Origin of the sequence: Microcoleus sp. PH2017_35_SFW_U_B, from assembly GCF_020737865.1 — a bacterium.
Taxonomy (GTDB): domain Bacteria; phylum Cyanobacteriota; class Cyanobacteriia; order Cyanobacteriales; family Microcoleaceae; genus Microcoleus.
Genome location: NZ_JAEQDE010000111.1, coordinates 1 through 18,587 on the forward strand (window position 1 = coordinate 1; position 18,587 = coordinate 18,587).

General features: G+C 44.6%; 15 protein-coding genes. 5 read left to right on the top strand and 10 right to left on the bottom strand.

Annotated features, from left to right (window positions below; translation table 11 throughout):
• Positions 1–69 precede the first annotated feature (69 nt).
• From JGK36_RS27775 to JGK36_RS27800, 6 genes are all read right to left on the bottom strand, one after another.
• Complete coding sequence (locus tag JGK36_RS27775; protein ID WP_293198733.1) at positions 70–2,517, bottom strand: hypothetical protein; 2,448 nt, start codon at positions 2,515–2,517, stop codon at positions 70–72.
• A 164-nt stretch (positions 2,518–2,681) separates the two neighbouring features.
• Complete coding sequence (locus JGK36_RS27780; RefSeq protein WP_293176259.1) at positions 2,682–2,918, bottom strand: type II toxin-antitoxin system Phd/YefM family antitoxin; 237 nt, start codon at positions 2,916–2,918, stop codon at positions 2,682–2,684.
• A 56-nt stretch (positions 2,919–2,974) separates the two neighbouring features.
• Positions 2,975–3,217, bottom strand: coding sequence for a hypothetical protein (locus JGK36_RS27785; protein ID WP_293176261.1), 243 nt, complete (start codon positions 3,215–3,217; stop codon positions 2,975–2,977).
• A gap of 103 nt (positions 3,218–3,320) precedes the next feature.
• Positions 3,321–5,306 carry a glycosyltransferase family 39 protein gene (locus tag JGK36_RS27790; RefSeq protein ID WP_366516613.1) on the bottom strand — a complete coding sequence of 662 codons (1,986 nt, stop codon included), beginning with the start codon at positions 5,304–5,306 and terminating at the stop codon, positions 3,321–3,323.
• A 96-nt stretch (positions 5,307–5,402) separates the two neighbouring features.
• Entirely contained in the window at positions 5,403–5,597 is a 195-nt protein-coding gene (locus tag JGK36_RS27795; protein ID WP_293198735.1) for a hypothetical protein, read from the bottom strand.
• The gene (locus JGK36_RS27800; RefSeq protein WP_293191761.1) at positions 5,573–6,142 is read right to left on the bottom strand and encodes a hypothetical protein; all 570 of its coding nucleotides are present in this window, start codon (positions 6,140–6,142) and stop codon (positions 5,573–5,575) included. Before JGK36_RS27800 ends, JGK36_RS27795 begins: the two co-directional genes overlap by 25 nt.
• A gap of 394 nt (positions 6,143–6,536) precedes the next feature.
• Between JGK36_RS27800 and JGK36_RS27805 the strand changes: the two genes are divergently transcribed.
• Together JGK36_RS27805 and JGK36_RS27810 are read left to right on the top strand one after the other, a co-directional pair.
• Entirely contained in the window at positions 6,537–6,869 is a 333-nt protein-coding gene (locus JGK36_RS27805; RefSeq protein WP_293176267.1) for a DUF565 domain-containing protein, read from the top strand.
• 488 nt (positions 6,870–7,357) lie between these two features.
• On the top strand, positions 7,358–8,455 hold the full coding sequence (locus tag JGK36_RS27810; RefSeq protein ID WP_293176269.1) for a glycerate kinase: 1,098 nt from the start codon (positions 7,358–7,360) through the stop codon (positions 8,453–8,455).
• 123 nt (positions 8,456–8,578) lie between these two features.
• On the opposite strand, the gene JGK36_RS27815 is transcribed toward JGK36_RS27810, so the two are convergent.
• Complete coding sequence (locus tag JGK36_RS27815) at positions 8,579–8,956, bottom strand: hypothetical protein (protein ID WP_293191759.1); 378 nt, start codon at positions 8,954–8,956, stop codon at positions 8,579–8,581.
• Positions 8,957–9,277: 321 nt separating this feature from the next.
• Here JGK36_RS27815 and JGK36_RS27820 point away from each other — a divergent pair, with 321 nt between their 5' ends.
• Positions 9,278–9,805, top strand: a complete 528-nt coding sequence (locus tag JGK36_RS27820; protein WP_293191757.1) for an orange carotenoid protein N-terminal domain-containing protein — start codon at positions 9,278–9,280, stop codon at positions 9,803–9,805.
• Between the two features lie 158 nt (positions 9,806–9,963).
• Here JGK36_RS27820 and JGK36_RS27825 read toward each other — a convergent pair whose 3' ends face one another.
• Both JGK36_RS27825 and JGK36_RS27830 read right to left on the bottom strand, forming a co-directional pair.
• Positions 9,964–10,131 (bottom strand): hypothetical protein, encoded by a 168-nt coding sequence (locus JGK36_RS27825; protein ID WP_293176276.1) that lies wholly within the window; start codon positions 10,129–10,131, stop codon positions 9,964–9,966.
• Entirely contained in the window at positions 10,128–11,996 is a 1,869-nt protein-coding gene (locus tag JGK36_RS27830; protein ID WP_293191755.1) for a PAS domain-containing hybrid sensor histidine kinase/response regulator, read from the bottom strand. Before JGK36_RS27830 ends, JGK36_RS27825 begins: the two co-directional genes overlap by 4 nt.
• A gap of 393 nt (positions 11,997–12,389) precedes the next feature.
• Between JGK36_RS27830 and JGK36_RS27835 the strand changes: the two genes are divergently transcribed.
• Positions 12,390–13,112, top strand: a complete 723-nt coding sequence (locus JGK36_RS27835; protein WP_293149645.1) for a response regulator transcription factor — start codon at positions 12,390–12,392, stop codon at positions 13,110–13,112.
• A gap of 616 nt (positions 13,113–13,728) precedes the next feature.
• The gene (locus JGK36_RS27840; RefSeq protein ID WP_293176280.1) at positions 13,729–15,381 is read left to right on the top strand and encodes an alpha-amylase family glycosyl hydrolase; all 1,653 of its coding nucleotides are present in this window, start codon (positions 13,729–13,731) and stop codon (positions 15,379–15,381) included.
• A gap of 183 nt (positions 15,382–15,564) precedes the next feature.
• On the opposite strand, the gene JGK36_RS27845 is transcribed toward JGK36_RS27840, so the two are convergent.
• On the bottom strand, positions 15,565–18,219 hold the full coding sequence (locus JGK36_RS27845; protein WP_293191753.1) for an EAL domain-containing protein: 2,655 nt from the start codon (positions 18,217–18,219) through the stop codon (positions 15,565–15,567).
• Positions 18,220–18,587 lie beyond the last annotated feature (368 nt).

Genomic DNA, 18,587 nt, shown 5'->3' on the forward strand with positions numbered 1-18,587 from the left:
TGGATTATGGTAATTTATTTGCTTTCTATTATGCCATCAACTTAGTCAGACAGACAATTGTCTGAGTATTTATACTGATTGCAAAAGTGGGATGCTCCCCGTGTTTTGAGCTTTTTTGTCGCAATAAAGACTGTTGAATGATGCCTCATACAAAATTATTTTAATCTGAATATTACTCTGATATTCCTTATGCTTTACTTGCAGATAATATATATTTGGATGTTCGGTTGATGCTTTAAATTTAAAGTTAGCCTGCTTGAGTAGCTCGCAATGTTGAATTAACTTTTTAATCCAGCGTAGAGTTTGAGTAAAAGCAATTGTTTCTTGAATTGAGTCATCCTCAAACAGGTAAAACAAGAAACGAATAAACTTTTGAATTTCTTGGATTTTGTAAGTTCCCAGCCAATTCCCATCCTGCTTGAGATCGTCGATAAAACTTTTTAAAATAGTTTCTTCAAATTGTTCCACAACTTTTTGAGTTTCGTTATTTGGGAAAGACAATAAATCTTCACCGAAAAACTTTACTGCAATCTGTCGCTGCGCCTCACGACTTTCTCTGATGTTTTCGCAAACCGATACTTCTTCCTCGCTCATTTCCTTAAAGGAAGTTTCACCGGATTCACTAGCATTCCGCAATTTATCTTTGAAATACTGCATATCATAGCTCGTGCTTAAATCTCCTAAAATTCCTCCTGTTGCTGAAATCAGAAAAATCACATTACTATTATTGCATAACATGGAATTGAGCTTGAATTCAGGCGAAGTCAATATAGCCGTACTACCAATAGAAACTTCTCTAAGGGCGCGATCGATCAGATTATTTTTAGGATTTTGATAACGAGAAATTTCTTTGATATTTACGATCGACTTATAACTTTCATAGACATAAGTAGTATTTAAGTATTTTAGCAGTTGATTTTGCGAGGGGCTTTCTTCACTTGCCTTTTGGACTTTAGCTATTTGTTTCGACCAAATTTCTAAAGAACGGGATTGAGAATCTTCAGCATCTAAGACGTTAGCTAGAAAATCTTTGATGGTTTTGATTTGCGATCGCACAGCTAGAATGGCATAAATTAAGTCTGCTACAGAAGTATTATCTGCCACTTTTTCCTCTGTGATTTGGACGTGCCCGCCAGAAGGTTTGGTTAAAAACAATTTTTGCAGAGGTTCGAGGTTGTAGATGTATAGGTTGTTGTATGCAAAAATGTTCATTAAATCATCACATATTTTATTGTAAAGCTTTTGAGGAATCAACAAACTTCTATTATTCTCAAATTTTGAAATAACTCTGGATAACATTTCAAAATCCACTATAATGAGATTTTCTTCATCATTGTCGAAAATCCCAACTATTTCTTCCATTGAATCGTCAAGCCCATTTTGAATTTTTACTATTTTTTCTAAAAAATTGATAGAGTTTCCCTCCTCAAAGGTCAACCGTTGATATATGCGGGCGAATTTTTGCAGTTTTGGTTCTAGGGCTTTGTCTTTTTCAAAATGTTCTTGAAATTCGTAAAAAGCTCCCTTATTCTTATCTATGAAATTTAAAAAATCTCTGTTTTCATTATTTTTAGTTGAAAACAGCATAGAAAATTCTCTATTGATAGATGATAGCGCATTATTGATTGCCAGTTTTTCAGGAGAGATGATATCAATCTTCTCCTCTAGCATAATTTGATAGCCATCTTCCTGCTCGTCCAAGGCAAGTATAAACTTTCGGGAGTTGTCTGTATGCTCAATAACGTATTTATCGAGATGACTGCTTTTCTTTACCCATTTTGTACCGTTGTGGATAAAGTACGAAATAGCCGTTTCAAATTTTTTATAGGTGAGGATCAAAATTCCCGATTTGTTTTGCAGAAGGTGGAGGGGAAAAAATATTTCAATTAACTTTAAACATTCAGCAGGACAATTACTTTTATCTAATTCAGATTTGATAAAAAATTCTAAAAAGCTTTCAATTAAATAATTAAGTTCCCATATTGCTTTATCAGTCTCAGATTTATTAAAATTCTCATCTCCAAAACCTGTATTTTTTACATATTCAAGGCGTTTAATCACATCTTTTACTTTCTCAAGGTTGCGTCGATTTTCCTGAACCTTTTCATCAGGACATACTTTTTTATCGATTTTCCAAATCTTTTTGTTTTTGAGAATTGAAGATATCAACTTTTTGTATAAGTTGATATACTCATCCGTCGTTTTCATTTCTAACGAATTTATTTTATAGACGGGAATATCTGGGTATTGGCTCTCAACTGAAGCTGGCACACATAAGTGTTCTCTCAATGGGGAAACATATATACCGATTATTTGAATATTTGAATGTTCTTCTATGGTTTGATATATTGCTTGAAACAATTGGTGAGTTTTTCCTGACCCTGTACCATAATTGATGAGTTTTAGTTGAGGACGGTTTTCTCGAAAGCTATCTTCAATAGTTGCAAGGTAGGAATCAAGAATTTTGGAACGAGCTGAGTCTAACTGCTGATTAAGATCGTCTGTTTGCTTTTGCATTATGTCTTATCACCTTATCTATAGTAAATACATATCGTGGGATAGTCTTTTCTTTGACTGATACCCATAGTAGCGCCTTAACTCTTGTACTTTGTCTTGTAAATTGCTAGAAGCCAGCTTTTTGGCATCTTTCTGTGCCTGTTTGGTATATACCAAATTCCAATTCACCACTCCAACTCCCTAGCGCAATTCTCGATCGGCGTTGCCAGTCCTTCGCGAATCGATTCCCGCATTCCTGGCACTGATAGAAGATAGAGTGTCTCCTGCACAGATGCCCAGTCAGATTCCGATAATAACACTGCATTGCTAGTCTGTCCTGCGATCGCGATCGGTTGATGTGACTGACTCACCGAATCGATTAACTGCTGCAACTGCTGTTGAGCTTCATTAATTGGGATCATAGTCTTTCATTCCTCTAAAATAGCTCGCTCTTTCTCGAACCGCCTGTCTTGTATAATCACCGATCGACATCTTGAGCCACCATCATTGCATTGATATGGGTAAAGATGCGATCTAATTCCCCAATGGCTTCAAGTTCCGCTATCTCTTCTGCCATTAGTCGATCGTCCTTCTTCTTTTCTAACAATTGTTCCATTCGCTGTTGGAGCGATTCACTAAATTTGAATAACTTCCAGCGATCGACTTTTTCAATGCAAATCTCATGGATTAACGAGGAGGGTTTGTTCAGGATTGAAACCATGATTGGCTCCCAGCTTGATGTTTCAGGTGTTTAGTAGATTGTACCGCAATTTCAACATCATAGCTGGTCTGACGCTCGATCGCCAAAACCGCAGTACAATACACTAATTCAAAAACGCCTTTCTCGGAACCCTTGCCAGTTGGTACGCGCCGCGACTATCCAACAACTGATATTGATTTGGCTGCAATCCGAATTCCACAAACTTGTGTGGATATCCCAGCACTAGAATCGTCGGAGAAGTGTGGTTGTTGGATTCCTCAATGTAGTCTTTTGCGCCTCTGGGAAGTCGGTAGAAAGTCACCGGATCTTGCGTATAAAAAACTAAACTCGGTTTCCAGAAACCAATCATCATCAACTCTTCTCCCGGCAGTTTTTGTTGGACAACAACCTTCGCTAACTCTCTCAGAGGTAACTGGCGGTTGAGATCGACCAAATTGTAGGCGGGAGTCAAACCAAAGATGATAAATGCGACTAATCCGATGAAGTTAGCTACCAAAATCCAGCGTTGTTGCCGCTTCCAGAGTAAAAGTGCGATCGCCCCAGCCGCCGTTATCCAAATCGTACCGCCAACCATCAGCAATCCCGACTGCTGAATTGCTTGCGGAAAATTGGGCATTGCCGGGTCATCTCCCAGCCAGTGGTAGCAGTAAAAAGTTGCTCCGGCTATAATCAGTAAAAATACGATATTGAAAATGTATGTAACTAACAGCCCTCGCGGTAAAGAATTTGGTTTTTTCTCTAACTTTCCCGGTCTGTTTTGTGGTTCCTTTCCTGCAATAATCTCACTCCACAGCAGCGTTACCAAAATCGCAGCGGCGGGCAGTAAAGGCAATACATAACTAGGCAATTTTGTCACGGAGATTGTGAAAAAGCCAAAGATGCAGCCGAACCAAAATAGGGCAAATAAACTTAATTGTGCCGATCGCGCTTGACGGCGCCAGTAACTGCGCTGCCAAAAACGGGTACGCGCGATCGCCACCGGCAAATAAATTGACCAAGGCGCAAAACCGACGAGCACTACAAAAAAGTAAAAATACCAAGGCGCCGAGTGCTTGTTGACTACTCCAGTAAAACGCTGGAAATTGTGATAGCCGAAAAAACTGTCAATATAAGTTTCACCGTTGGCTAAAGTAACGAGAATAAACCAAGGTAGGGCGATCGCCAAAATAATCAAGATTCCCGACAGCGGACGCATTTCGCGCCAAAGTTGCCGAAAATTTCCCAAATACAGCCCGAAGCTACCAATAATCATCGCTGGGATGACAATTCCCACAGGCCCCTTAGCCAGAATTGCTAAGGCAATTAGTACGTAACAAGTCAAATACCATTTATTGGGAAATCGCCCAGCAGAAATGGTGGAAAGTTCTGCTTTTTCTCTCTGTTCTTCTAGCGTGTAACCGAGAAAAAATGCCAAAAGTGACGAACAAATACAGGCAACTAATAGCATATCAGAAACGCCAGTCCGCCCCCAGGCAATAGTTTGGGGATTTAAAGCTATTAATGCCGCACCAATCCAAGGAGTAGAAAGAAAGAGGGGGAGATTGGGAGATTGGGAGAATTTTGCTTCTTCCTCATTCACTCTTCCTTCTTCCTCATTGACTCTTCCTTCTTCCTTCTTCCTTCTTCCTTCTGTTTTCGATAGAGTGTAGAATCCGAGGCAAGTCAGGGCGATCGCACAAAAAGCCGACGGAAGGCGCACAGCCCACTCGTTAACGCCCAGAGTGTGGTAAGCCACCGCCATCAGCCAGTAAATCAACGGCGGCTTGTCAAACCTGGTTTCGCTGTTGAAATAAGGAGTGATCCAATCCCCTGTCACCGTCATTTGACGGGCGGCTTCAGCAAACAGCGGTTCGGTTTCGTCAACTAAGCCGATGTTGCCTAAATTCCACAAGAAAGCTACCCAGGCGATCGCGCACAGCCACAACACCGATAGCAACAAAGGTACCATCGGCCGATGCCTGTAATATTCTGACAAATTTTTAATAACTTCCTTCACCCAAACTTCCTGCGATTTTAGATTTAAAATTTTAACTCGAATACAGAGTCTACCGAAAGATTCGCCCGATCGAAACTGGGAATTCGATCGCACCCCCTTCAACTCACATCTTATACCGTTCTCAACAATAGCCTAGCAACCCGGTTTCTCAACCAAAATATCCGGGCCACCTCAGTAAGATCCACTTAATCAAATGTCACATATCGATCGATCCAGCTTGCCATGTATGTCTTCTTCCCTCTTCCCTCTTCCCTCTTCCCTCTTCCCTCTTCCCTCTTCCCTCTTTCCTTCTTCCCTCTTCCTTCTTCCTTCTTTCTTCTTCCCTCTTCCTTCTTCCTTCTTCCTTCTTCCTTCTTCCTTTACGGCTGCAAAGTTAATTGCCATTCTTCGGCTTTGGGATTCCAAGCGGGCGAGGCTGTCTCCCCGGCGACGTAAGGCCCCCAGTAGCGGCGGGAACCATCCTGAGCAAAAACCACCAGAATGTCTCCCTGTTTGACTTTTAACTTGCCCTCCGGCAGCGATAGCATCAGTCCCTTACCACCACCTTCCCCCGGCGCAAAATCCCAGTGGGCCGGTTTTCCGTAGGATTTCTCGGTTTGCCGTTTCGACAGCAAGGCCACTCGCACTGGGTGTTCGCTGCGGTTGCTGACTCGCAAACTGCCGGCAGCTTTGCCATTGACAGGGATTGAGGAATTGCTTTCTTCCTCTGCTTCTGGGGGTAACTCGGGTTTGGGCTTGCTAGCGGTGTCTGCGGCACCTGTCGCGACTCTCGAAACCGGGGGTGTTGGGGGGAGTGCGGTGGCTGCTGAGGGCAAATCGCTCGATCGATTTGCACCGTTGGAGATGGTGATTTCAAAACGTCCGAGAAACATTCCTGTAAATAGAACGATCGCCATTCCAATTAATATCTGGTAATTTTGAAGTTTCATAAATTTTATGCTTAAAGGATAGACTGCACCCCTGCAATTAGTCCTACCAATCTTGAATGTAGAATCCGGGGCTACTGTGCCACAAGATACAGCTACACTTAATTACTTGACGGTTCGGGGCTATAAAGCTCCAGATCGCTCAATACCATTTTAGATGTTAAATTTGAGACTTGACATTGCCGGATACTGATCCGGTAAGGATTTGGGGTTGTTCGCGATCGGCATTTTTTAACCCCGCTCAAAAACAGCTACAAGCCCCGATACTCTTGAGGATCTAGCCAAAAACTTGAGACTCCTGTTCAATCTCCCAGCAGATTCAATCCTGCAAGTAAATCTAAAATCTAAAATCTAAAATCTAAAATCGACTCACTCATCCGCATAACTTTTAACTTTTATGCAGAATACCCGAATTAACAGATTGATTGATGTTCTGGGCGAGCAATTTGCACGCTGGGCTAGCAATCCTTGGCGGCGGATTTCGCTGCTGGTAATTAGCCTGCTGTTCGGCAATTTTTTGGGAACTGCTCTTTCGACGATCGCCGGACAAGCCGCTAATTGGGATATTATCGTAGCCGGGATGTTGGTGTTGTTCGCCGAGTTGGCGAACCGACTGGTTTACAGCAGCAGGCGGCTGGTGGCTGGTGCTTTGTGGGTGGAAATGCTCAATGCTCTAAAAATTGGCGTGACTTACAATTTATTTGTAGAAGCTTTCAAACTTGGCTCTTAAAAAATGGTAAAATATTTGTCGCTTGCAGATATTATTTGCCTAAAACTAGCCTCCCCTTAGAAAGTTTTGATACAAGTTTAAAAAAATAATTCCAGTCCGCGCAGCCTCCCAACTCATACAGAATTTTTGAATTAGACCTCTTGCACAATAGCTAGGAACGGGCAAGATGCCCGTTCCACAATTTTTTTTTCTGTGGAATGGGCATCTTGCCCGTTCCAAAATGTGATTAAAACGACTTTTGTAAGATATCTATTATTAAATCATATCGTGTCTGATCGATTAATCGCAGTAAAATTAGTTCGTAGTGCGGACTGAAGTCCGCAGCGTGAAAGCGGACTGAAGTCCGCACTACAAACAGTAAAATTAGTTCGTAGTGCGGACTGAAGTCCGCAGCGTTAGAGCGGACTGAAGTCCGCACTACAAACCATTTTTGTTATGGTAATCGACTCGATATAATATCATCCCATTATCCAATCCTAAAATCTACAATGGTTGGCTCGACTTTAACGCCTGTTGAAATTTTACACCGCTGGCGATCGGGCGATCGCCCGATCGCTCCCGATTTCGATCGCCTCGCCTGTTGGGAACTTGCCGACGATCTGCGATCGCGCGCTTTTAACATTACTCCTGACAACGCAGCCGATGTTGTCCGCCACAAAACCGATTTATTCCTGTCTGTACTCGATCGACTGCATACTTTCCCCGTCAAGTCAAGTGTTTTTCTAGAAAGTTTGTGGAATCTGTGGCTGCCACTGGCGATGCAATTATCGACTGAAAAACAAAGTTTAAACCGGACTTTAATTCAAGGAATTTTAGGAGTCCAAGGAACGGGAAAAACTACTTTATGCCAAGTTTTGAGGCTGATGCTGGGAAAATTGGGATATTCCACAGTCAGCCTTTCTTTAGACGATCTTTACAAGACTTATGCCGATCGCCAAAATCTCCAACAAGCTGACCCGCGTTTAATTTGGCGCGGCCCCCCCGGCACTCACGATATTGACTTGGGAATCTCCGTTTTAGACCAGTTGCGCGCTTCTCACACGGGGGAATTAGCAGCATTTGACAGTCAAAAAATAGAAATTCCCCGGTTTGAAAAATCAGCCTGGGGAGGTGCGGGCGATCGAAGTCAATCAGAACTTATTTCCGGTGCGGATATTGTACTGTTTGAAGGTTGGTTTGTCGGCGTAAATCCAGTCGCCGATCGCAAATTGAACGAGTTTTTGGCGGCGGCGCCGTTTCCGATTTCCACAGAGGGCGACTGTCAGTTTGCGCGCGATATGAATGCGAAGCTGCACGACTATTTGCCACTGTGGAACCGATTAGATCGGTTGATGGTTTTGTATCCCCGAGATTATCGCCTTTCTCAAGTGTGGCGCAATCAGGCGGAACGGGAAATGATGGCTGCGGGGAAGTCGGGAATGTCAGAGTCGGAAATTAATCGGTTTGTGGAATATTTCTGGAAAGCACTGCATCCTGAGTTATATATTCAGTCGATGCTTGAGGGCGATGGCGTGGATTTGGTGGTGGAAATTTTGCCCGATCGCGCGATCGGCAAGATTTGTCGTGCGATCGACTTGATACATTAGCAATACCAATTTTAAACAAATTAGGTACGTAGTTGCGCTTCAGCGCTCTTTGCTAATATCAGGAAAGAGCGCTGAAGCGCAACTACGTACCTTAGAGGGCTAAATTTAAGTCTCGATTCTAAATTAACTGCCGGGAGTACCCATTTCGATCGCCTTTTGCACCAAATCGTCCGTAACATTGCCCGGTGCACCTGTGCGGTTAACTTCCTTAGCCATCGCTAAAAAATCATCGGGATTTCCCTGTGCATCCGCCGGCATAGGAATTTCTTGAGGGGCGGGAATCTCAAATTTAGGCGCAGTTGCAGCAGCGGCAGCTTCGGCGCCGGCACTCGTGCGATCGATATCGCTAACGCTGAATTCTTTTGAAGCTTCGTAGTCGGCTGATACATTAACCTCAGGCAACTTTTGTTCTCCAGCTTCTACGCTTTCAGTTATCTGTTGAGCATCAAATGTTTGAGTGTTATCTAATTCTGTATTCACTTGAGGATTAACTTCAGACATAGCCGACTCCTTGTTACTTTTATTTAACAATTCAATATAATTATTGTCGCTAAAATTCCTATTATTTTCATCTTCCCGCAGATGTATTGTTGGCTTCTATCTCAAGGATGATTTATTTTAAGACGTTGGCTCAGCATTACACCAGTTTCCGAAAACAAGACAACTCTCTGCAAGCTCAAAACCCTTATGAAATAAGTCATTTCAAAATCTAAAATCTAAAATCTAAAATCTAAAATCGCATTACCTCTCGGGGATGGTGACTTGTACCTACAAATGTTGATATTTATATATTCTGGAAGCATTTTTAAGGAATTTTAACTTATGAACTCACCCGCCGCGACCAATACTCACGCTCTCTCAGACGATACTCAAAACATGGTTGATAAAATAAACGGTTTGGGTACAGATGAAAAACTGGCACTGCTCTACTTTATTTATGAAAAAATGGGAGACTCAATTACACCAGCCGCTCCCACTGCTGCGGAACCAGAGTTAGCTCCCATGTTGCTAAATGATTTTTACAACCTTTCCCACGACCAACAACTGAATATAATGCGAGGTATTGTCAACGGTGACGACACGCCTTATTCTCGCGCTTACGGAGCTTTAACTGCTAACAATCAGTTGCTGGTTTGGTATGCTTGGGCTATTGATATGGGGGATAAAATTGTCGATATCCCCGAAGGATATGAGGCAACTGAGGCTGTGAATGGCGTGTTAGATCAAATTGAAGGTCTGGAGTTTGAACAGCAAATTTCGGTGCTGCGCGATGTAGCTAATAATATGGGCTACACCGATGTTAAACCAATTGCTACTCAGGCTCAAGTTGGGAAAACTTCTAGTCTTTAGATCGGACTTTGCTAAAGCCCTCACTATAAAATTGATTGCAGGTTCGTAGTGAGGACTTCAGTCCTTTCCATTCCTAAGCGGTAAGGTGCACACCGTACTGATATCAATTCCGGTTACACCGGAATTGCAGAGGAGACGGCAGTGCCGTTTCCCCACAATTAATAGCGGTAGGGAAACGGCACTGCCGTCTCCTCATTTCGGCTACTAATAATTCCGATGCTACCGGATTCGATAATTCGATATTCGATATTCGATATGACCTTCGTTAAATCCGTTACATCCGTTCCAAAATCGGTTGCCGAACTTGCTTCTGCTATCAATATCAAAAATGTTTGCAGTCAGCAATTGACTTTTTGGGGTTAATTTTTCGCGGGATTTCGATCGCAAATCTCGAACCTTTTTCTAGTTGACTTTCGACCGTAATTGTGCTGTTCATTATCTTGACTAACGAGGCACTAATCGCTAGTCCTAAACCAGTGCCTGGATATGGGCGGGTTGTGCTTTGGTCGGCTTGATGGAATTTGTCGAAAATGTGGGGCAGATCTGTTTCGGAAATGCCGATTCCTGTATCCCGAACGGTGATAATTAGCCGATCGCCCTCTAATTCCCCTACCTCAATGCAAATGCAGCCCTGATGAGTGAATTTAACCGCGTTGGAAATCAGATTCACCAAAACTTGCCGCAGCCGCAACTTGTCATTAACGATACACCGATCCTGCAAGCCCACGCAGACGGACATTGCCACATTCTTTTCGGTAGCTTGATTTCCGAATTCCAGAGCCACATCCATTACTAAATGCGCTAAATCAAATTCTTCAATTTCTAATTCGGTGCGACCGCTCTCGATTTTGGAGAGGTCGAGGATATCGTCGAGCAGGACTAGCAGGTTTTTGCCGTTATTTAAAATTCGCCCCACCATATCTATTTGCTGCGCGCTCAGCAGTTGTTTGTGCTGGCGCAGCAGCAATTGGGAAAAGCCGATAATCGCATTCATGGGAGTTAGCAATTCGTGGGACATGGTGGCCAAAAATTGCGATTTTAACTTTGCTGCTTCTAGCAGTTGCAATTTTTGCTGTTGAATGCGCCGCCCCTGATTTTCCAGTTCTTCCTGTTGGCGAATTAGCAGCTCGTTTTGCAAGTCTAAAAGTTGTTCCTGCTTTTTTAATTTTTCGATCGCCCGCGCGCTGTTAATTGCGATCGCAGCTTGTCTTCCCATCACCGCCAGCAGTTGCACAGATCCGCTGTCAATAGCCGTCCTGTCTTGGACGTTACCGATCGCCAAAACGCCCAAACGCCCGGTTTCCCGCGACTCGATCGCCGCAGCACAGGCCGCCGCCGGCACTCCTGGGCCAGACTCAGAGCGCCACAGTTGAGACTCTCCCGTCGCAAACGCTTTCAACAGCAGCTTGTCTTGTATCTGCGGGGTTCTGCCCGCAGAAAAGTTGGCCGCGCCCCCGACAGCGCTGAGTTTGAGGCCGCTGGAATCGCACTCCGGGAGCGCCACCAGGCAAAATTCAGCTCCGGCGATCGCCTCCACAGTCGCGTCTGCGATCGCTTGCAACAACTCGCACAAGTTACCGTTGCGCTGGCTCAACAAATTTGTAAACCGCTCGATCGCCTGCAAATCACTCCCTGCGTCTATTTTGCCCAAATTTTTGCCTGTGAAGTTAACTTCCGGACACGCTTGGCGGCGCCAAATTTCTGCTTCTGCTGCGAGCGAGCCTTGAGTTTGTGCGATCGCCTCCATATCTGTGTAAGTTCCCACCCACTCCAAAACATCATGACTGTCAGGGTTGGCGGGCGATCCTCTGGCCAAGTTCCAGCGGTAAGTGCCCTCTTGCGCCCGGAGACGAAATTGTATTTCGTAACTTTGGGGCGGCCCAGCATCCGGGCGCGATCGCGCCAACAGACGAGCGCAGTCTTCTGGGTGAACCTGCGCCAGATAGCCGAAACCCAATGCTGCTGCTACTGGTACCCCCGTGTACTCCTCCCAGCGCTCGCCTAAATAAGTCGCCCAGCCGCTGGCATTTGCTTTCCAAACTATATGAGGAATTGCCGACCACAGGCGATCGTTCAGAGTTTCGCCGTCGCAAACTAGGTGTTGGGGGGCTGTTATTTCTGATACCTTGTATAGTATTTCCGCGTCGGAAAAGTCCGAGCGAAAAGAGTTATTGGCGTGATAGTGAGTCATAACTGGTTTTATAAATAAGCATTCAACTTGAGCCCTAACACCGGCTCAAGACTCGTGCTGCTAGCTTTATTAATTTTGACGGCCAATGTGCATCAAAAGTTTTTATACTTTAAATCTATCTCGGTAGTGATATCTTTACCTCTATCAAGGGGCGGACAATGGGATAATTCAGTTACACTGTTTAAACATTGAGAGCTTACCTGTCCCGATCGCGCTTTCCCCGCGCCGCAAAATAATTTAAAAATTTACTTGCAATCTTGGCGGCTGCATGAGTATGCTGGAAAAAGATGTGCGGGCTGTCAAACCCTAAATCAGGACACATTCTCAAATTTACTCAGTTTGGCTGAGTCACTTGACGATATTTTAAAAGTTTAGCGGACTATTGGAAGAAAGATGAGTAAAATTCGCGTTGCTTTAATAGAAGACCACGACCTGACAAGAGTCGGCATCCGCACAGCTTTACAACAGCGTGACACCATAGAAGTTGTCGGGGATGCAGCTAACGCTACAGACGGATTGAAACTGCTTCAGTCTACCAAACCTGACGTGGCAATTGTAGACATTGGCTTGCCAGATTTTGACGGCATTGAACTGACACAAAAATTCAAAAAATCGATAGCAGCCGACTCCGATCCCGATACCAAAGTTTTGATTCTGACTTTTCAAGACAACGAAGAAGAAGTTCTGGCAGCTTTTGCCGCCGGAGCTGACTCTTACTGCATGAAAGATATCAGCTTCGACCAGTTGTTGGACGTAGTAAAAGTAACCCATGAAGGTAACTCTTGGATCGATCCGGCGATCGCTCGTATCGTGCTGAAACAAGCTCGCACTAAGGAGTCGGCTCCAGAAGAGCCGAAGCCTGAGGGCAAAAGAGTCACAATTAAGGCTGCCGAACCCGAGTTCAGTCACATCATTGAAACTTACCCTTTAACCGAGCGGGAGTTAGAAGTTTTGGAACTGATCGTGCAGGGTTACAGCAATGCTGCTATCGCCGAAAAGCTGTACATTACTGTCGGTACAGTCAAGACTCATGTCCGCAATATTCTGAACAAGCTGTGCGCTGACGATCGCACTCAGGCGGCCGTTCTCGCCCTGCGTTCTGGCTTGGTTGGATAAAGCCTCACCAGCAGGCAAAAGCAAGTTAAAAGTAGGGTGCGCCCGCGCACCTTACGCATTAATTTTAGGATGCGTACTGCGCGCCGACCGACTAATTGTTGGCGCTTGTATAGGGTATTATTCGGCGCACTTTACTGCCGAAGATATAGGCTTAAATCTCAGAATCGCCAGCCGAATAATCTGATGTTTTAAAAGCTATATTTAAGTCCGCATCTATCCTTGTGCAGATATTGAAGATCATCTTTTTCTGTGTAAATCTACCTTAAGATAGATGCCAAATACTTCTCAGATTATTAATACTTATACTTGAGCAAGGTAAAGTTATATATAACAACCGCACCGGACGTTTAGAACGTTCTTAATTGCTCAAACCATTGGTTTTCTTCCTTATTTCTTCTTCTTCCTTCTTCCTTCTTCCTTCTGATAAAATTCCGATCGCACTGTCGGTATGGCGCGATGTCACTTCATAAAATGCGTAGGCTCGGCCAGATACTCATACTTTTAGGAATAGTTAAGCACTTACATAAATTATATCCGCAGAGTGATGCCAGAGTTCGCTTCAATTTGCGAGATTAAAACTATCTACTGCTACTGAAAAATCTTAAAAAGAGGCATTATGAGCGCTCCAATTGAATTTCAGTTATTTGCTCCCTACAACAAAGGAGCTGCCTTGATGGGGTCTTTTTCTAATTGGGAAGAAATTCCGATGGCAAAGGACGAAGAAGGTTATTTCCGCACGCGAGTTGAGTTGGAGGATGGCGTTTATCAATACAAATTTCGCGTGCAGTCCAAAAGCTGGTTTCTGGAGGCAGATCAGTGGGTAGATGTGGTAGATCCCTGCGCGACTGATATCGACGATCCCACTCAAAACGGCGCGATCAGAATCAAAGATGGCGATCGCATCGTGGATACCTACGTGTGGCAGCACGATGACAAACCGCTACCAGCCGATCGAGAATTAGTAATCTACGAAATGCACGTTGCCGACTTTTCCGGTGGCGAAGCCGATCCCCTCGCCCGCGGCAAGTACGAGCACGTCGTCGAAAAACTCGATTATCTAGTCGAACTCGGCGTTAACGCGATCGAACTCATGCCCCTCAAAGAATACCCAGGCGACTACAGTTGGGGCTACAACCCGCGCTACTTCTTCGCTGCGGAGTCCAGCTACGGCACCACCGAACAACTCAAAAACCTGATAGACGAGTGTCACGGGCGCGGAATTCGCGTCATCATCGACGGGATTTACAACCACTCCGAATCATCCAGCCCCCTCACCCAAATCGATCACGATTATTGGTACCACCACGCCCCCCGCGATCCAGACAACAATTGGGGCCCAGAATTCAACTACGAATTTTACGACGAAAACTTAGGAACTTACCCGGCGCGCAAATTCATCGGCGATACAGTCCGCTATTGGATTCAAGAATACCATCTCGACGGCATTCGTTTCGACGCAGCCCGACAAATTGCCAACTACGATTTCATGCACTGGATAGTTCAAGAAGCCAAAAATGCTGCTGGCCCAAAACCCTTTTACACCGTTGCCGAATACATTCCCGAAACTCCCAGCATCACCAATATAGACGGCCCGATGGACGGCTGCTGGCACGACAGTTTCTATCACTGCATAGTCGAACATATCTGCGGCGATACCTTTGATTTAGAACGGCTCAAAGATGCGATCGACTGCAAGCGGCAAGGCTTCTTGGGTGCTACCAATGTAGTGAATTATCTGAGCAATCACGATCACGATCGCGTATTCTCAGAATTGGGCGATCGCGGGATTTTGGATGAACCAGCATTCAAGCGGGCGAAGTTGGGTTCTGTATTGTTAATGACAGCAGTTGGCGTACCGCTGATTTGGATGGGCGAAGAATTTGGCGAATACAAAGCCAAAACGATCGAGCAAGCAAAAATTGACTGGACGCTGCTGGGAAATGACATGAATAAAGGTTTGTGGGAATACTACAAAGGCTTGATTCACCTCCGCAAAAACAACCAAGCACTTTACACCGAAAACATCGACTTTTTCCACGAAGATCCCGACTCGAAAGTGTTTGCTTACACTCGCTGGAACGATGAAGGTTCGAGAGTTGTAGTAGTTGCGAATCTGTCGGAAAATTATCTAGCGGGTTACAGCGTTCCCCACTTCCCAGCAAACGGAACGTGGCACGAATGGACGGGCAATTATGATGTGGAATCTGGCGATGACAATATTACGATTGACTTGCCGGAATACGAAGCCAAAGTGTTTGTTTGGCAGTAATCTGTTAGGTAGGTTGTTGGGCTTGGGCCCTCTGATTATATATATGAAAGAGCGTTTAGGTACGTTGTTGGGCTTCAGCCCTCTGATTATATATATGAAAGAGCGCCCAAGCGCAACAACGTACCTTTATTTAGGGTTACTTGCGAGGAATTTTATTTTTTACACGCACCATAGCAGTATTTCTCATTGTGAATCTAAACTACATATTTTACTCAGTTGATTTTCTAGATACAATTGGGTTGCGGCCGCCGCCGGTATGGGTTTGCTAAAGAAGTAACCCTGACCCATATCGCATTGAAGCGATTGCAAAAATGCCAACTGTTCTGCTGTTTCCACTCCCTCAGCAATCACCTGTAAATTCAGGCCCTGTCCCAGGGCGATCGCCACTTTCACAATCGTAGCACCGCTGTTGCCGTTGAGCAAATCTGCCACGAAGGATTTATCTATTTTTAAATTATTCAGTGGGAAGTTTTTCAGAGACCACAGCGAAGAATAACCTGTGCCAAAATCGTCCAGAGAAATTTGAATTCCCATTTGCTGCAACTCCTGCAATACCGACACCGTAAAATTTACATCTGTCATGGCAACTGTCTCGGTAATTTCTATTTCTAAATACTCGGGATTTAACTCGGTTTCTGACAAGATTTTAGCAATGGTTTCTACCGTGTTAGCTTGTAGAAACTGACGACCTGATAAATTCACAGCTACCCGTACTGGCGGCAATCCCAATAACTGCCACTCTCGATTTTGCAAGCAAGCTGTCCGCAGTACCCATTCGTCAATTTGGCAGATTAATCCTGTTTCCTCAGCTAAGGGAATAAATCGATCGGGAGGAATCAAACCGCGTTCGGGATGCTCCCAGCGAATCAGAGCTTCCATGCCGACTATTTGGCAAGTATTTAAGTTGATTTGCGGTTGATAGTGCAGCACAAACTCTGATTGTTTCAAAGCTTTGTAAAGCTGATTTTCTAAATTGAGTTCTTCAGAGACTTGATTGCCGATCGCCCGCGTGTAAAAATGATAATTGTTCCGACCTTTCTGTTTAGCTTTGTACATCGCAGCATCAGCATTTTTCAGTAAGGTTTCTGCATCTTCTCCGTCATAAGGAGCCAAAGCAATTCCCAAACTAGCCTTAGTATAAAGTTCCCGACCGTCAAAATCAAAAGGAGTGCTTAAACTCTGGATTATTCGCTGGCAAACCTTAGTTGCGTCCTCGGGGCTGTTGATATTGTACAGCAGCAAAGTAAATTCATCCCCGCCCCAACGGGCGATGGAATCCCCGAGGCGCAAACAGTTAGTCAAACGCCGAGATACACCTTTCAGCAACTGGTCGCCCACTGGGTGGCCGAGAGTATCGTTAACATTTTTAAATCTGTCTAAGTCTAGAAATATCACCGCCAACATTTCTGCATTCTGGTGAGCGTTAGCTAAAGCTAAAGATAGCCTTTCATTAAACAGTAATCTATTCGCTAAACCTGTTAAGGGGTCGTGAGAAGCTTGATGTCGCATCATCGCCTCGACGCGCCTCTGCATGGCAGCCATGTACAGGTGAGTTCCTAATGATTTTGCTAGTTTCTGTTCCTCGCTGCTCCACTTTTGAGCTTCGCCGATTTTGATTTCTTTCCAAGCTGCAAAGGACTGTCGGGGTCGATCGCTCCGGGCGTCGGAACTGCAACGGCCAGCCCACAAAATTTCGGTTTCTACGGCTGCGCGAAAAATGGTGAGACAGCCGATGCACTGTTGGCGGTATTGCAGCGGTACTGCCAAAAATGACCGAATGTCAGCTTCGAGAAAATTTGCAGATAAAGATTTGACTTGAGGTTCTTGAGCAATATCGGAAATCGCGTACAAGTGCGGGACGATTAAATTAGAAATATTTGTATCAATTGAACTGTAATGCTCGGAATATAGATTTTGATAAATGCCTAATTGGCTGGTACTGTCGGCAGTTTTTGGTTGCTCGTCTTGGTTGGCCCACCCCATGATCTGCTGCCAAAACTCGGTGAGTTCGAGATTGGTGTCTGGAGGCTGCTGCCCGCAGGTATAAAGTTTAGCCGGCCGATCGCCAAATTCGGCGGCAATGTACAAGCGTCCTCCCGAACCGTCCAAATGCTTGACACTTTGTTCGAGAACTGCTTGCCGAATTTCGTTTAGTTCCAGAGGAGAGTGCAGCAAACTGCTAATTTGGTTGACAACGGCTTCGTCGCGCGCTTGCTGTCGGGCTTGAGTGAGGAGAAAAGATTGGGCGATCGCAATTGAAAGCTGATCCACAAGCAACTGTACCATGTTCAATTCTCGATCGCTAAACCGTTTGGGTTGACTGTGGTGACAGGCCAGCAGCCCCCAAAGTTGATTTTGATGTACGATCGGCACCGTCAGAGAAGAACGCACCCCCATAGCCTCCAGATATTCTGCGTGACAGGGGTCTACAGGACAATAGCGAATATCTTCAACCGCTAAAGTTTGGCCGGTTTCGGGACAATCTAAGCGATTAATTATTTTATGCTGCAATCCCACATCTACAATCACTCGCTGCCGCGCTTTGACAAACATTTCGCGCGCACTAGGCGGAATGTCCCCCGCAGGAAAGCGCAAACCCAGCAGAGATGGCACATTTTCGCCGTTGATGGCCTCGGCAATCACCTCGCCGCTACCGTCTGCATCAAAGCGATAAACTTTTACCCGATCGCTTCCTAAAAAGCTGCGGATTTCTCGCGCCGTTGTCGTCAAAATCTCTTGCAGTTCTAAAGAGTTGCGGATGCGATTGGTAATTCGATTGAGTAAAATCTCTTGTTTTAAATTCGCTCTTGACGTTTGTCTAACTCTTCTGCGGGCCATCCCTTTTAATCTCCAGGGCAATTGACAGCATTTTTGCGAGCCACCTTGTTAACTCGTCCTGAACTATAGACTACAACACTTTCGCTCAGTCTGTGGGATTTACGCAACCAGAGAGCCAGAAACCCAGTTTTTATGAATATTTCTGGTTTTCCCACAAATTTTGGGTACTAAGGAATGAAAATTAAATAACTTACAGTTTTTATTAGACCTCTTGCAAAATAATTTTATGATATAATGGAAAGTTTTGCTTTACTGGATTGAATCCCAACTCTTAACTTATGTTTACTTTTGCCTTACTAGAAACAGGATAAGATACTAGAAACTTATATTGGTTGTTACACAATCAGTAAATCATGAAAAATCAATCT